Annotated in this window: 10 protein-coding genes; 7 read left to right on the top strand and 3 right to left on the bottom strand. The window is 45.3% G+C overall.

From position 1 onward, the window contains the following. Positions 1-207: 207 nt before the first annotated feature. Complete coding sequence (locus tag BGK61_RS08030; protein ID WP_076011935.1) at positions 208-2955, bottom strand: insulinase family protein; 2748 nt, start codon at positions 2953-2955, stop codon at positions 208-210. A gap of 171 nt (positions 2956-3126) precedes the next feature. On the opposite strand from BGK61_RS08030, the gene sixA reads away from it, so the two are divergent. Together sixA and BGK61_RS08040 are read left to right on the top strand one after the other, a co-directional pair. Beyond that, positions 3127-3642: a phosphohistidine phosphatase SixA gene (gene sixA, locus BGK61_RS08035; protein WP_232298277.1), complete on the top strand. Its 516-nt coding sequence runs from the start codon at positions 3127-3129 to the stop codon at positions 3640-3642. A 122-nt stretch (positions 3643-3764) separates the two neighbouring features. Then, the gene (locus BGK61_RS08040; protein WP_014997798.1) at positions 3765-3959 is read left to right on the top strand and encodes a hypothetical protein; all 195 of its coding nucleotides are present in this window, start codon (positions 3765-3767) and stop codon (positions 3957-3959) included. Positions 3960-3996: 37 nt separating this feature from the next. On the opposite strand, the gene BGK61_RS08045 is transcribed toward BGK61_RS08040, so the two are convergent. After that, a complete protein-coding gene (locus BGK61_RS08045) occupies positions 3997-5292 on the bottom strand; it encodes an HlyC/CorC family transporter (RefSeq protein WP_014997799.1) in 1296 nt (431 codons plus the stop codon). A 175-nt stretch (positions 5293-5467) separates the two neighbouring features. Next, the gene (locus BGK61_RS08050; RefSeq protein ID WP_014997800.1) at positions 5468-6259 is read right to left on the bottom strand and encodes a cytochrome C assembly family protein; all 792 of its coding nucleotides are present in this window, start codon (positions 6257-6259) and stop codon (positions 5468-5470) included. Positions 6260-6557: 298 nt separating this feature from the next. On the opposite strand from BGK61_RS08050, the gene ffh reads away from it, so the two are divergent. The 5 genes from ffh to BGK61_RS08075 all read left to right on the top strand — a co-directional run bounded on the left by ffh (position 6558) and on the right by BGK61_RS08075 (position 16171). After that, complete coding sequence (gene ffh, locus BGK61_RS08055) at positions 6558-7997, top strand: signal recognition particle protein (protein ID WP_014948819.1); 1440 nt, start codon at positions 6558-6560, stop codon at positions 7995-7997. Positions 7998-8184: 187 nt separating this feature from the next. Continuing rightward, a complete protein-coding gene (locus tag BGK61_RS08060; RefSeq protein WP_076026046.1) occupies positions 8185-10251 on the top strand; it encodes a YncE family protein in 2067 nt (688 codons plus the stop codon). Positions 10252-10602: 351 nt separating this feature from the next. Continuing rightward, a complete protein-coding gene (locus tag BGK61_RS08065) occupies positions 10603-14325 on the top strand; it encodes an ATP-binding protein (RefSeq protein ID WP_076026047.1) in 3723 nt (1240 codons plus the stop codon). Next, complete coding sequence (locus BGK61_RS08070; protein ID WP_014978725.1) at positions 14322-14957, top strand: condensin complex protein MksE; 636 nt, start codon at positions 14322-14324, stop codon at positions 14955-14957. The genes BGK61_RS08065 and BGK61_RS08070 overlap by 4 nt, the downstream gene beginning before the upstream one ends. After that, the gene (locus tag BGK61_RS08075; RefSeq protein ID WP_014997803.1) at positions 14954-16171 is read left to right on the top strand and encodes a hypothetical protein; all 1218 of its coding nucleotides are present in this window, start codon (positions 14954-14956) and stop codon (positions 16169-16171) included. The genes BGK61_RS08070 and BGK61_RS08075 overlap by 4 nt, the downstream gene beginning before the upstream one ends. The last annotated feature ends 456 nt before the right edge of the window (positions 16172-16627 follow it).

Raw genomic sequence — 16627 nt, forward strand, 5'->3', positions numbered from 1 at the left:
CGCCATTTATTATTTTTGTATTTCACTGGCGGTATCCCTAACAGCCAGAATAATAAATATGCCGAATTAACTAAGCCTCTACAAGGACTTTTTAGAAATAACAAGTATGATGGTTTACTTATTGACCAACCTTGTCCGTGAATACCTTTGTTTATCGGCAGATTGACGAAATTCTTAACGCGGCTGGAGGGTTTTATTGTATCGCTCTTAATAGTAGGGAATTTCCTTCTTAAACTCAGAGATGCTGTTAATGGTTCGCTTTTCTTGCGTTGAAATGCTCTCAAACTTTCCCCGTGAAAAAAGTACCAGTTCGCCGCAGCGTTCTCTTTTAGCCAGCTGGTGTGCGAATTCTTGAATTTCTTCGAAGCTCAGGCCTTTAATTCGTTCGGCTAGCTTAGCATTACGGTTGAACCCTAAATCTTGGGTTCCCAAGCTTACCCATAAACGTTGTGATTTCATCGAGAGAGTAAGATCTCTTTCTTCTAGTTGCTTGATAAGATTCTGTTGAATGGTAGGCCAATAAAAGCGGTAAAACTCAATTTCATTTAGCTGCTGGAATAAAAATTCCGTCATTGCATCCAACAGTTTCTTGGGGCTGCACTGAGGACTTTGAATATAAAAAGCCATTCCAGGGTGTTGATTGTGTGGTACGTAGCCTGTTCCCACAATATACCCAAGCTGCTGTTCTGTTCTCAATGAATTGAAGAATGGTGCGGCCAGCATTTGTTCTAGGACCATACACAACGCTGTATCAGTAAGGCTAGGTGAGGGGGCTTGTAAATAAAGTACAACAGCGGAGTCATCGTGATTACACAAAACCTCGTGATAGAGTGTTCCTCCCACGGGAAGTTTTGATACTGCACGAGAAAGTGGTGCTCCCCCCGCATTTTTGCAATGGTTACGGAGTTCCGTTGAGAATGCCTTTGCCTCTTCACTTGCCCAGTTACCATGCATAAATGCTTCTACAAAATAATGTTCAAAAGCATTGTTTCGACAACTTAACATCTCTTGATAAGAGATATTTTCTATCACATCCAGCAGTTCCACAGGCGCTTGTGTATTGCGTTGAATCAGAACGCTTAACCGTGAGAACAAACGGTTAGTCGGCTTGTTCAGCAGTGAGTTGTGGAGGCTTTGAATTTGAAGCGCTTTGTGATGTTCAAACACTCTTTCGTCGGGAGTGAACCCAAGAACAGCATCAAGAAGCTGGCTGGCTAATAAGGTTTGTTGATTAGTAAAACCACGTGTATGCAGCGTAAACCCTGCTTGATGCCCATAAATTCGATAGTGAAGACCAGCAATTTCTGCACGATAATATTTCGCTTGAAGGTGGTCATTCAGAGCTCCCAACCAAATTCTCTTTGCTGCGACTGAGGTCAGTGAGTCAGAAAAACGAGCAGCGTCGAAGGAAATATAAATATCTCCTTTAGGGCTATGAAACTGCTGATCCTGAGCGAACCAAAAACGATAGCCACCGTCGTCGACTAATTTGTTAGGAATGTTAAACCCTGTTTCAGGTAGTATCAGGGTGTATTCACTTGCCAAATAAGGATTAGGCGGTGGAAGACGTAATGCAGAAATTCTTTTTGCAGACTCAAGAGAGCGCAATAGAGAGTCATCGATATTTTCGACACTATATTCAGCTTCATAAAATGCACATACTTGAGTAGTTTTTACGTCTTTCGATATTACTTTTAAGCGAAGATTTTTCGGTGTAAAAAACGACAGGGCATGCTCAATAACGCTTCTGTCATAACTACCAATAGTGGAACGTAGCCTATTTAATTCTTCCGGCTCAAATATAAATTGATGCTGTGCATACTCGGTTATGATCCCAAGTGGCTTCACATTTTCTTCGTACTCTAGTGCCAGCGCATTAAGCTGCGATTTCTCGTGAAAGCGCCATTCTTCAGTGGATGCTTCTTTTATTAATTCTATATAACTAAACAATGCCTCTAACACTTGCGCTTTATGTTTAAGGCCTTCCTGAGTGAGCTGAAAGCTCACATTAAAGTCTTTAAATTTATCGCCCTCTATACCTGAACCGGCGATTAGATTTAGTGCCCAGTCTTTTTCTTTCAAATAGGCAAGTAGGCTTCCTTCGCCTTCATCACCAATCAAATGGCTGATGTAGTTCAGTGGTTTGGTTTTGTAGTCGTTCTGTAAAGCGGGTAGGGCAAACGTTACTATCATCCGTCTAGCAGATTGCAGAGGATGTATATTGATCTGAATGCCTAGCTCATTTTCAGTATATAGTTCAGGCCAGTCGTCAGAGGCTAACTGTCCGCTTGGTAACGTACCAAAGCATTGATGCACTAATGCCTCGAGTTGTGGTATTGGCATAGGGCTGGCTACACACAGTCGCATGTTCTGAGCACAATAATAAGATTGGTGGAGTGCCTTAAGGCGACGCTTCAGTTCTGCACATTCATGTTGGGAAAATGTATCGCTATTGCCCACCGAAAATTTTGCAAAAGGATGCTGGGGGTTACAAGTTTCTTTGTGTATTTGATAAAGACGTCGAAGGTCGTCCTTTTTCTTAAACTCAAACTCTGAATGAATATTCTTTATTTCATTAGTCAGTGCGTCCTCCTCAAAGAGAGGCTGCCTTAGCATATCAGCAAACGCAGGCAACGTTTGCGCAATGGTGTCTCCACTGCAACTGAAATGATAATTAGCGTATTCAGTTCCCGTCCACGCGTTTATTGTGCCTCCGTGCTGTTCAATGAATCCATTAATCGCATTGGGCTTAGGTAAGTGACGGCTTCCCATAAAAAGCATGTGTTCAAGAAGGTGGGCTAGCCCTTGACAATCGGTAGGGTCGTAAAAGTGTCCAGCTTTTACCGCCATAGAAACAAACGACTCACTCGCTTCTGGCGTGTGGCATAACATAGCACGCAACCCATTTGGTAAAGTGACGTGATATGCGTTTTCTAAGTTTATGGTGTTGTTCACATTGTCTCGTTTTTGGTCAAGAGCACCTTACTGCTGGAGCATCTATAAAGAGGAACTTCACAAAACGTTAAATAATGTACGAAAATTCTCACTATTCGCCGTTTAGCGCTAGGCGTAGTATCAGCTCTCTGATATCGTTAGCATACTTTCATTAATACTATGCGCAATGTTATGTCAGGTCAAAGTAGCAACGACGACATTTATCTTTTCATTATGCGTCACGGTGAAGCAGAAGCGCCCAGACTCGATGATAAAAGTAGGCAACTTACACCGTTAGGTAGGGAACAAGCCAAAACCGCAGCTTTATGGTTAAAAGACCAATATTGCGAGAAAGGTAGTGTGGATTTAGCGCTTGTTAGTCCATATCGTCGAGCGAAGCAAACCCACGATATGGTATCGCTTGATATCGTAGCGGACAAAGTTGAAAGTAACGAAGATATTGTTCCGGAAGGCTCGCCACGACTTGTGAGTGATTATATTGATGGACTTCTTCACGCCGCGGTAAATTCAAAAAAGCCGATCAAAAAACTCCTTGTCGTCAGCCATATGCCGCTAGTGAGCTACTTGGTTGATGAACTTTGTCAATCTTACACTACCAGCTTATTTTCCACTGCGTCTATTGCTGTTATCAAATATTCATTAAGGGAACATAAAGGTACGTTAGTTACGCATTATCAAGGCCTCTAAATCGTCCTTTTTCCTTGCTGCGATTTATTTCCGAAATTGCACAATTAATCGTTAAGTATATTTCCCCTCGGTCGATAGTATCTTTGAGAGTGTCAAAGTTTATTCTATTGAAGGGTTGGGAAATGGACAGCAAATCTATTCCTGAGCTCCTTAAACGTTCATTGCAATCGCATATGGCGGAGGCTGATTTACGTGAAGATGAGGAGACGCAGGATATTATTGCCAAATTATCTGAATTGTCAGATAAGGTCGCCGCTGCGAAAGCTAGAGCACTGGCGAATAGAGCACAGCGTCTAGCTGACGAAGCGAAAGGTTAGCTAACAAAGCAAAAGGGAAGATTAGCTAACCAAGGCTTTAGTGGTCGTTACTCGACTCTCTGGGAGCGATATAGTATTCCGGCAATATTCTGACGGTTTTTATCATGTTCTCTGAAATATCTACTATTTCAAGCGGATAACCCGCCAAACGTACGCTTACCTTGTTCTCAGGAATTTCCTCGAGATACTCAAGTAACAAACCATTAAGGGTTTTAGGACCTTCCGTCGGCAAGTTCCAATCCATTTCTCGATTCAACTCACGTACGTTAGCACTTCCGTCAACCAGTACTGACCCATCTTGCTGAACGTGGGCTTCTTTACTGTGATCAGGAACCATACTCGTTGTAAAGTCACCAATAATCTCTTCAAGAATATCTTCTAAGGTAACCAAACCCATGATGTCACCGTATTCGTCCACAACTAGCGCAATACGCTCTTTCTCAGCTTGAAACTTGTACATCAGAGTATGCAACGGGGTAGATTCAGGTGTGTAATAAATCTCACGAACTGCGCGAAGCAAGCTTGATTTAGTAAACTGGTCTTTTGATAGAAGACGCAGGGCGTCACGCACATGCACAAAGCCTACAGCATCATCAACACTGTCGCGGTATAACAAAACACGAGTGTGCTGAGCATGGGTCAACGCTTTCTGAATTTTTTTCCAATCGTCGTTAATGTCGATAGCAAAAATTTCAGCACGCGGCACCATGATGTCTTCGGCAGTTACGCTCTCTAAGTCTAGAATACTAACCAACATATCTTGGTGTCGCTTAGGGATCATGGCACCGGCTTCGAAAACCACGGTTCTTAATTCTTCTCGACTTAACGAGTCGTCACTTCCATTCGCTGGACTAATTCTTAGAAGCGCAAGAATACCGTTGGTAATACCGTTTATAGCGGCTACGAAAGGGTACAGTAGCGTAAGTAATGGAAGCAGAATGATAGAGCTAGGGAACGCCACTTTTTCTGGGTAAAGTGCAGCGAGTGTTTTAGGTGTTACCTCTGCAAAAATAAGTAACACTAGCGTTAGGCCAAATGTGGCAGCAAAAAGCCCCCAATAATCACCGAATAAACGAATACAAAGTATGGTTGCAAGCGAGGATGCCGCAATGTTTACTAAGTTGTTACCGATGAGAATAAGGCCTATAAGGCGATCAGGTCGTTCTAGAAGTTTAGCAACGCGTATAGCTGAGCGGTTGCCTTCTCCTTGCAAGTGCTTGAGTCGATAGCGGTTTATCGACATCATGCCAGTTTCTGAACTGGAAAAATACGCAGATAGTAATATGAGTACGCCGAGCGCGATAAACAGCGTACTCGTTGATATGTCGTCCAATTAATGGGTTCCTGTCTTAACTTAGGCTTCAAATGTATTGATTTGAAGTGCGAGTTTCAAGGGAAAATTGCTGATATGCCCCTAATTAACTAGATAACACCAAAAAGTGACAAGCGCCGCCGAGCCGCCTAAAAAGCCAGCCCGGCAGCGAGCTTAGCAATAAATACAGGGAGTTTTAAAGAAGAAACTCGCGAACTAGCTTGCTACCAAAATACGCAAGAGACAATAAAGTCACGCCCAACACTGTCATTACAATGACCTGTCGTCCGCGCCACCCTCGAAGCTTTTGGCCTATAAGAAGGATAAGAAATACCACAAGCGCTGCAGCGGAAAGCACTGTTTTGTGCGCATAGGTTTTATTAAACATATCCTCTAAAAAAACAAACCCGCTAATAAGCGAAACTGTCAATAAACAAGTGCCCGCAAGTAATAGCTTAAATAAGATATTTTCTACCAGCATTAGAGGGGGCAGCGATGAGTGTAGTAACGCCGCGCCTTTTTGCTTTAACCGGTAGGTAATGTAGGACATTTGCAGCGCGTATAAGAATGCAATGACCAAAGTGCAGTAAGCAAACAACGACAAACTAATATGGATAACCAAACCAGGCTGCAACTCTATGTGCATGATGTAGGACACGGGAATAAACTGCGATGCGAGCACCGTTAGGCTTGCAAAGCCAAATACAACAGGAAGTAAAATCAGGTTAGGAATGGCGCGGGCAAAAATAAGCATGGAAACGGTGATTATCCACGACACTAATGACAGCACATTGGTTACGCTCATGTCTTGCCCAGGCGCGACAATAATAACCTTAGTAAGAAAAGCGATATGTGCAATTGCCCCAAGACTAGCGATGGATAGCCCTAATCGCTTATTCGGGCCGTCTTGGTGTACGAATTTGCCAATAAGTACTGCCGCAGCTAATGCGTAGAGTAAAGCAGCAGAAATGGCGAAAAGGGTGTTCATGATGCGTCCTGTAATAGGTAGGTGATGTCTTCACCGACTGAGTCGGTATTGATACTGCAACTTGCAAGTAAATTCAACCATCTCCTTGATTTTGTTTGTTTCACACCCACTTTTAGTGTGGGTATAGGTTCATGGACAGCCAATTATTACTCCATGTTGAATTCGAAATTTGTACATCAAAGTTCGACAGCCCTTAGCGCAAAAGTTTAAAAATTTAACCGCAATTGTGGGTACGTTACCGTTCGCTTTTACGTTACAATGCGGGCATTACGTCTGAAATAAAAAGAAGTTTCATACTATGTTTGAGAATTTATCAGAACGCTTAGGCCAGACATTACGAAATGTCAGCGGTAAAGGGCGTCTTACTGAAGACAATATTAAAGAAACGCTACGCGAAGTGCGTATGGCGCTACTTGAAGCCGACGTTGCGCTACCCGTAGTAAAAGCGTTTGTTGCACAGGTAAAAGAACGTGCAGTTGGTACCGAAGTAACCAAAAGCCTCAAGCCTGGCCAAGTATTTATCAAAATCGTTCAGTCTGAACTAGAGTCGGTGATGGGGGAGGCGAACGAAAAGCTTAACCTCGCAACTCAACCTCCAGCTGTTGTGCTTATGGCGGGCTTACAAGGTGCGGGTAAAACCACGTCTGTAGGCAAACTTGCCAAGTACTTAACCGAGCGCGAGAAAAAGAAAGTGATGGTAGTGAGTGCCGACGTATACCGTCCGGCCGCTATCAAGCAGCTTGAAACACTCGCCGGTGAAGTGAACGTAGCTTTCCATCCGTCTACGATTTTACAAAAGCCCATTGATATCGTTAACGACGCTATTGTTGAAGCGAAGAAAAATTTCTTCGATGTTCTACTAGTAGATACCGCGGGTCGTTTGCATGTCGACAACGACATGATGGACGAAATTAAAGAGCTTCACGCTGCAGTTAAGCCAATTGAAACTCTGTTCGTGGTTGATGCCATGACCGGTCAGGATGCTGCGAATACGGCAAAGGCGTTTAACGATGCACTGCCTTTAACGGGTGTAATACTGACCAAAGCTGATGGTGATGCACGAGGTGGTGCTGCACTGTCGGTTCGTCACATCACGGGTAAACCTATCAAGTTTATCGGTATGGGCGAAAAAGTTGATGCACTTGAGCCTTTCCACCCTGAGCGTATTGCGTCTCGTATCTTGGGCATGGGCGACGTACTTAGCCTTATCGAAGAGGTTGAGCGTAAGGTTGATAAGTCGAAAGCGGAAAAGCTGGCCAAGAAGGTACAGAAAGGTAAAGGCTTCGACCTGCAAGACTTTAAAGATCAGCTAGAGCAAATGAAGAACATGGGCGGCATGATGGGGATGCTTGATAAGCTGCCTGGCATGGGCGGTATGTCTGATAAAATCAAAGATCAGGCAAACGACAAGCAGTTCAACCAAATGGAAGCCATCATTAATTCAATGACACCGGCTGAACGTGCGCGCCCAGATATGATTAAAGGGTCGCGTAAGCGCCGTATTGCAGCAGGCTCAGGTACGCAAATTCAAGACGTAAACCGTTTGCTTAAACAGTTTACGCAAATGCAGAAAATGATGAAAAAGATGTCTGGCGGCGGCATGAAGAAGATGATGCGCCAGATGAAAGGCATGATGCCTCCGGGTGGCGGTTTTGGAGGCCCTGGTGGTCCAGGCGGGCCAGGTGGATTCGGCGGTCCTGGCGGGTTTGGCGGAGGCGGTGGCTTCCCACCACGTTAAAAGGCTGTCGCATTACTTAGCAATGCTTAAAAACCTCAATCGCAGCAATGCATTGAGGTTTTTTTATTTTTTTGCATCCAGTATCACTCATCAATCGTTTGGCTTGTTGAACAGGACGTGAGCAGTACTTATCGCATCGCGCGTTTAAGTGACGTCTCTTCACGAATCAACAAGTACGGAGATGAGGATGGAATTCAATAAAACATCACAGCAAAAATTAAAACTGTCACTGTTGGCGACGGCAATGGTTCTCGCGCTAAGTGCCTGCGACGGTGACGACGGAACAGATGGTGTCGATGGGACTGATGGCGCGCCTGGCCAAGATGGTGCACCGGGTCAGGATGGAACCCCAGGCTTTGCGTCAGCGACTTTCTTGGTCGCAAACAATGGCGATGACAACCGCAATACGGTTACCTCGATTGACCAAAACGCGAACGCCTTATCCACGGTAACCACAGGAGCCAATGAGGGTATTGTATTCACGCAAAGCGGAAGCTTGGTACAAGCTGGCGACAGTGATTTACCGTTATTAAGAACGCTTTGTAATTTTGAAGCTCAAACCGACTACATGATGAGTACAGGGCACGAGATAACGGGCGCAACTACGGAGCTTGTTAACCCGAAAGGTATTGCCTTTGCTGAAAATGCAGGCTTAGTTATGGTGGCAGACTTTAATGGTCAAAAGGTTAGCGTATTCGGTGGCCAAGCAGCAGGCAATGTTGCACCGATTGCAGAAATAATGACGTCAGCAAAACCGTGGGATTTGGCCTACGACGAACAAAGCGATAGGTTATTTGTTGCACTGACCGATGGGACACTTGCGGTTTACGATAATGTCGCTGGTTCTGATTTTTCGCCCACAGTTATGCGTTCAGTGGTGCCTTCAGATGCAGACGGAAATCAAATATCGATTAATCTGCACGGTATTGTCTATGAGCCTATGTCCAATCGTATGGTGTTATCTGACGTAGGTGACGCTGCTACTGCTGATGATGGTCAAATTTTTGTTTTAGAAAATGTCTCTACGGCTGATGGGGCTGTGGTACCAAGCAGAGTGATTGGCGGCGCATCGACCCAGCTCGGTAATCCGGTAGACATTGTCTTAACCGGTTCTGATCTTCGTGTGGCGGAAAAATCCAATGACGCCATTTTGGTGTTCTCAAACATATTCAACGGTGCTAGTGGCGACGTTGCACCAACGCTATCAACGCCTTCAGTAAAACCAGAGTCGTTGGCCGAGTTAACTCAACTGAACGAGATGAAAGACGCATCGGACGATGGCATAACAACCATGCCTATTATGGGCCTTTCGGTATCAAGTAACCCTGCAAGCGAAGGTGCAACCACGGGGCAAGTAGCGCAATACAGCGCAGTACTTTCCAGTGAGCTAAGCACCTTTGACGCTGGTATGAGCATTGAGAGTGCCGCTTTCACCGCAAGTGGTGATGGTGTTATCACCTTTGATGATGTGGATAGCTCAACAGGTGGCTTACTAGTAATCAACCGCTTGAAAACTATGCGCAATGGAATGACGTACAGCGATAGCTACGACCACATGATTATGGGTAGCGATACCGGACTGATTGCACCTAAAGGGTTAGACATTGCCTCAGAAGCAGGTGTGGTATTTGTGGCAGATGTCAACGAAGCTACTCCTGCCGTTCGCGTATTTTCGCCTTGTGCGTCAGGCAATGTTGCGCCTCTATTAACACTTGAAGCGGCCAACGGGGCGCGCCCTTGGGATGTGGATTACGACCCATCGACTGATAGCGCCTATCTGGCGTTAACTAACGGTTCGGTTGCCGTGTTTGAAGAAGTGATGCGCAAAATGGAAAGCGGTGAAACCGTAATTACGGGTGAAGACAGGCTGATTGTTCCTGCAAGTGGTGGGACAGCATTTGCCGCGCCGACCAACATCCATGGCATAGACTATGATAGCCAAAGCGATAGCTTGGTCATTTCCGATGTAGGCAGCGCAGCGGATGCTACTGACGGTAAATTGTACTTGATTCCTGGCGCAGGCAGTGCCGATGGCATAACTGATGTATCGGTTAATATTGCAGGACCGAACTCAATGTTGGGTAATCCGGTAGACTTGATGCTCAGCAATGGTCATGTATATGTTGCTGAAAAATCAAATGGCATGATCCTGCGCTTCGACAATATTCTAAATGCAACCTCGGGTGATATTACGCCCAGCTTTAGCATGATGTATCCCGCACCAGAGTCGGTAAATGTATTGTCAGTGAAGTAAAACAGCTGATAGACAGCCTTGTAGAAACAGTTCATTCCATCGCTGTTCTATGAAAGCTCAATGCTTTCGCTAAAGCGGCACGTACCTAATCAGTACGTGCCGCTTTATATTTATGTGGCGTTATTTAGGTATCAAAAGCGTTGTTAATGAAACTTCTAAATAATAGTGCGCTTTATAACCAACAAGTCACCGCGCATCTGTGCAAATTCGTGAATTCATAATACACTGACGGGCTACATCGTGCGCATGTGCTCGCTTTCTTTCAGGTAGGCAACTTTTACCCTATCAAAGCAGGTACAGTTTTGTGCTGTGTGAGCGTTCACGCGGCAGAGTTATTGATACAGGAACACTATGGCAGGCTTAAAACGTATTATTCTTATCGACACGCATTTACCAGGCGTAGTCGAACTAAAGCTTGATGGACACACCAATATTTGTGGTACCAATGCGTCGGGTAAAACCACGCTTCAACGACTTATTCCCGTGTTTTACGGCGAGTACCCAAGTCGCGTGGTACCGGCAACCCGTGACAGCTTTGAACGCTGGTATTTGCCTCGTTTGTCTAGCTTTATTATCTATGAATACACGCGTGCTGAAGGTGACCTGTGCCAAGCAGTGTTAAGCTCAAGTGGTACCGGCGTTAATTACCGTTTAATCGGCAAGCCATTTGAAATCAGTGACTACTTAATAGAGCAAAAAAACGGCAAACACGCCAGTGTAAGCAGCGCCGAGCTTGCACGTGCCATGAAGCGTAACAACATATTGGTTACGAGCTTACTTAATACGAAAGACTTCCGCGCAATCATCCAAAACGATCACGGTGTGCTTAACCAGAGTAACAATGCCCGTGAGTTATTAGGCTACGCTAAAATCTTTAGCCTTTGCGAACCGTCGAAACACATGCGCCACATTGAGAAGTTGGCTAAAGCGGTTCACTCTAAAGAAGGCAAGATGGAAACTATCAAGGCCATGATTGCCGCCATTTTAGAAGAGGATGGCGTTACGCCACCTACTTCAGGCCTAAGCCGCCACCGCGTCGATGACTGGATTAAAGAATGTCATTTAATTAAACAATTCGACAAAATTCGCCCTGAGTTTTCTAAACTCGAACAAGCTGACATGGCGCTAACCACAACAGAGCAAGTGCTTGCTAACCTTAAGCATAGCTTCGAGCTTGATAAGACCTACTTGGCTGCGCGCGTTGAAACAACAAAGAATGAACTGGATGAGAATAGCTTCCAGCGCAAACAAACGGACAGCGAGTGGGGTGATACCCGCGATCACCTAAATCAGGTTATCTCATCTGCTCGCGCCGATGTTGAGAAGTTCACCAGTGAACTTGATACGGTAGAGCGTGAATTCGATAAGTGGCAAGACCAAAATATTGAGCAGCTTAAAGAAGATGTGGCAAATTTGTCGCAGTGGCAAAATGAAAAGGCCATGGCCGATAGTCGCTATGTGCTGCTTACTGAAAAACACCAAGATATTGAGTCGGCCTACAACAAGCGCTTAGCTGAGCTAGGTGAAAAGCTGTCAATTACCCTGGAAGAAATGTCAGCTGCACGTCAAGAAGCTGCAGAGAATAAAGCTGAGCAGCAGCAGAGCGAGCGTGAAGCATTAAGTCGCATTCAGAGCGACTACAATAGCCAGCTAAGCGCGCTTCAGAACGATTACCAAAATAGTTTGAATGAGCTAAAAGTTGCTGAAGCTGAACTTAAAGCGTCACTTAGCAATGCAGGTTACAACGAGTTTGAACAATCTCAGCTAGATATTCTTGATGCGGCCATCAAAGAAGCATCTATCAATGAAGATGCAGCGCGCGGTGAGCTGCGACAAGCGCAACAGGCGCACAGTAAATCAGTTGAGTTTCGCAAAGGATGTTCAAATGCGTTAGATAAAGCGCGCAACGCCTTTCAACAAGAAGAAAAAGCGGTTAACAAAATTAATGCGCTTCTTTACCCTGGCGAAGGCTCGCTACTTGAGTTCTTGCGTGCCAACGTTGATGACTGGGAGTTGTCCTTAGGTAAAGTTATTCGACCTGAGCTACTAGAGCGCACTGATTTAGCACCTTTGATGGCAAAGGATGCACAAGGCGACAGCCATACCTTTATGGGTGTTAAGTTAGCACTTACTGAACTTGATACCCCAGATTACGCTTTTACCGAGCAAGCGCTTAAGCAGCAACTGCAAGAAGCTGAAATTCGTCAAGCCGCTGCCCTAGCCGCGCAAAACGAATGTGAACAGCGCTTGGCGAAAGCGAACGAAGATGTGCGCAACGCCGAGCTTGTGGTTACCCAAAAAGACAACGCTGTTAAAAGTGCCGAAGCCAGCCGTAAACGCTCACAGCAAGACCGCGATACGGTACTTAGCGAATATCAGCAGGCGCTTTCTGCACGTAAGCAAAAAGCCAAAACTAAGCTTGAAGCGAATCAACAGTCGCAAAAGCAAGCGAAGGCACAATTTGAGCTTAGTCGTGACGAAATCAAAGATCAGCAGCGCGAAGCGGAAACCGAACACAAATTCCATTGGCAGCAGCTTATCGCTGATAGTGAAGCACGTATATCTCAGCTTGATAGCGACATGCGTAAGGCGAAAGACAACGCTGCACAAGACCGCAAAGATATGCAGAGCTGGCTGGAAAGCGAATTAAGTAATCGCGGCGTGGATGTTGATGAAATAGGTCAGCTTAAAAAGCAAATCAATAAGCTTAAAGAAGACATTACTCGCACTGAAACCCATCGTCATAAAGTGGCCGACTACGAACGTTGGTACACTAACGTGTTTACTAAGCAAAAAGTGGTATGGCAGGAAGGCTTGTCTAAGTCGCGTAAGTTATTGGGCGAATCTGAGCGTAATTTAGCCAGTAAACAAGCAACCTATAAAGCTAACCGCGAACAGCTTCAAGAGCAGCACGGGCAGCTTGAAACTACGCTTAAAACTGCCAGTGAGCACCTGGAACAGGTTAAAACCTTAAGTAAATCTCTCGCCAAGCTTACGCTTCAAGCGGGTGATGAAACGGCTGAAATTAAGCATGACGATGTAAGTATTGGTCAGCGTATCTCAGAAGTGCAAAGCCAGCTTCAAGAGCGTGAAAACTTACTAAGCGATATTCGCGCCTATGTAGAAAGATTCGATCAGCTTATTGCCGCGCAAGCGGGCACAGGTTTGTCGGATACGTGGGAGCGCGCCCGTGAAGAGTGCGCAACGTTGAACGCCCACGGCGTGAAGAGCTTTGATCACCGCCGTATGGTGTCGCATTTAGCACAGCTTTTAAACGTGATCGTTCCGCAGAAGCTACAGGGCTTGCGTGAGCAAGGCCGTATCTTTGGTGCCGATCTTTCGCAATACTACTTTGTACTTGCCGATATCGACAAACGCATTGTGTCGCAAAGCCGCCGTATTACCCAAGAGGTCGACGGCGACCTTTCTCTTGATGGTGTATCAGACTCGGCTGTTAAAATTCGCTCACGTATTAGTGAACTTGAATTCTGGCCCGAACTTGAGCAATTCAGAAAACTCTATGAGCACTGGATGGAAGAGGGGGCCAACGAGTTACCAGAGGAAGAGTACGGTCAAAGTATGCGCCGGGTTCTTGATATTCTTGGCCGTGCAGCGCTTACGGGCGGCATTAGCAAGCTACTTGATATCGAGCTACACCTTCGTGAGGGTAAAAGTGACCTTGTCATTCGTACTGACCGCCAGCTTAACGAGTCATCAAGCCACGGTATGGCCTACCTTATTCTGTGTAAATTCTTACTCGCTTTCACCCGTCTGCTGCGCGGCGATGCCGACGCCACAGTGCATTGGCCTATCGATGAACTCGGTACACTTCACCAAAACAACGTGAAGAAAATCTTTGAAGCGTGTCAAAACAATAACATCAGCGTAGTTGGCGCATTCCCTAACCCAGAATCAGAAGTATTGACGCTTTTTGAAAACCGCTACTTAATAGATAAGGTAACCCGCCAACTGCAGGTGGTTCAGCCAAAAGCAAGCTCAATAGTGGCGCGTATTAAACTGAAAAAAGAAGCAGAAAAGAACAGTAAAGTAGCAGGTGAGGAGGCATCAGCATGATGACAGAACAAGGCCGTGTACTGAGTGCACTTTTACAAGGCGCGTTTATTTGTCAGGTGACCGATGAAGAGGCATGGCGTTTTCTTAAATCAAGAGACAACGCTGCTCAGTTAGAACCTCATTTAGCGTTATTAAATCGTACATTATCGACCACCGCTGAGGGTGACGTATTCTTTGCCAGCTTCCTCACTATTGGTGAGAACGAGCGCAAAGTGCTTACACAGCAGTTCCAAGATACAGCATCTAACCTAGTGCCTCTGGTAGAGTGGTTGCTGCTAGTTCAGCAAGCCAATGAATCCGATATGCCCATTACCATGGGTAGCGCGATTCGATTAAACGAGCTGCAAACTACCATTGAAGACACCCCCGCCTATGCTGAGCAGTTAGAGAAAATATCGCGCTATCGCATGTTTGGTTCTACCAGTGTGAATTTGGATGGTCAGCTAAAGCAGGTATTTAAACGCTTAACTGAAATGGGTTATCTGATTAAGCCAAACCCAGATAAACAGATTTATTTGGGCACTGGCAAAATTGAACACCTTTACGAAATGCTACGTTTCATTGATGAAACTGAAGCGCTGAGCTTATCTGAGCAGGCGGAGGCCGCTATTTCGCAAGGTAGCTTGATATGAGCCAGGTGTTAATTCAGGCAGGAACTAAACTATTAAACGCATTGGGGCGTCACAGCGACCTTATCATGCAGGCGTACGTTAATGGTTCAGTAAAAGAGCGTGATCACAGCCCTAAGGTATTAGAACAGCTTATTCAATTAGGTGTGCTGTGGCGCCCAGAAGCGCAAAGCGAACTGCGTTTGAAAAGCGCGGTGAGAACCCTTTTAGAGGGGAGCTTACAAGACGAGCGCAACCGAACTATCAACGCCAATATTGGTGCGTCGCTGGCAAGCCTTAAAACCCTAACCGAGCACTATAAAGAAGCCCTTCACTACAACAAGTACAATGAAGCGGCAGCCCACATGGGCGATTTGACCGAGCATGTCTATCAACTTTCAGAATCATTGAGTAATAGCGTGCGTGTCATGTTTGGCCGTATTAACAATGAGTTTGGCTACGTGTCTTCGGTTGAAGCTAAAATTCGCGAAAATGAGCTAGCGCAAGGACAGGTAACCGACTTACTTGCCCAGCTTGAGTGTTTCCGCTTCGATGAGTTAAGTGAACTGGCGGGTTCTAACCGTGAACTTCGTCACTTGCTGGTGGTGTCGCTACAGCAGCGCTTTGCCAAGGCCGCACAGGAGTTATCAGTAGTACAAGCACGCTTATTAGATTTGTTAGGCCGGTTTAGAGAGTTCCAAGGCCGTACACGCTTGCTTAAAGGTTTCTTGCTACATATGGAGCAGCAGCCTGATTTTGCGCCTGGCAACTACGCCAACCTGACTAACGTACCTGTGTTGTTTAATCAATCGGACACGATTATTGCTAACGCAGCACCAGACGTGAACAACGTTGAGCATGAAGCCGATTATCAAAATATTGTGGCGTCGTTAACCCACGTACACAAACGTCAGACTAAGCACGAAGACACGAAACCGGTCGACATTGATGTGACTGAGCAATCAACTTTGTCGCTTGAAAAAGATCCATTGCAGCAAGCGGTAGAAGCGTATTTCTGTGAAGTCATCGATTCCGGTCAGCCTAAAACGGCGCTGGATTACTTTGACGAACAGGCTTTAGACTTTGACCCTGAAGTGTGGATTTATCAGGTGATCGGGGGGTATCAAGCCCTGAACGATGAAGATAAGCAGTTTTTTGCATTAGAATCTCACGGTAATAACGATAAAGTCTATACGGGTAATTTTTATATAAACGATATCACGTTAGGCTTGCGTTAACGGGTCTTTTTAATCTTACCTATCGACTACAAATTGGGTCTGGCCCACGTGTACAAAGGTGTGCCAGACTTTCATCTTATTCTAGCGGTTTTAACTAATCCCTCTGTTACCCTAATTAATCACTGACTTTCTAATCAATTGTTTGCCATTTTTTGCGATATGTGACACTTGGAACCTGTTGAAAAAGACCTATAATGCAATAGGTGTTTACACTTATTTAACATTGTGAACTAAAAGCTTCATCGCTGCGTAACACTACCGTCAATTCAGCGGTCTACATTGTTAGTTCCTTAAGCCTTTACACTACCAGTGAAGCTTTCTGGTACTAATGCTGTTAATCAGCGGCTTTTATTATTCCGGTGTTGAATATCTTAGTGTAGACACTGAAATTTATCGCTACTGCTAGGATGCAGAGCATGTTGTGGTACTGCCGCGTACAGTACGAAGAGGAAGAGT

This window comes from Alteromonas abrolhosensis (genome assembly GCF_001953635.1).
GTDB classification, from domain to species: Bacteria; Pseudomonadota; Gammaproteobacteria; order Enterobacterales; family Alteromonadaceae; genus Alteromonas; species Alteromonas abrolhosensis.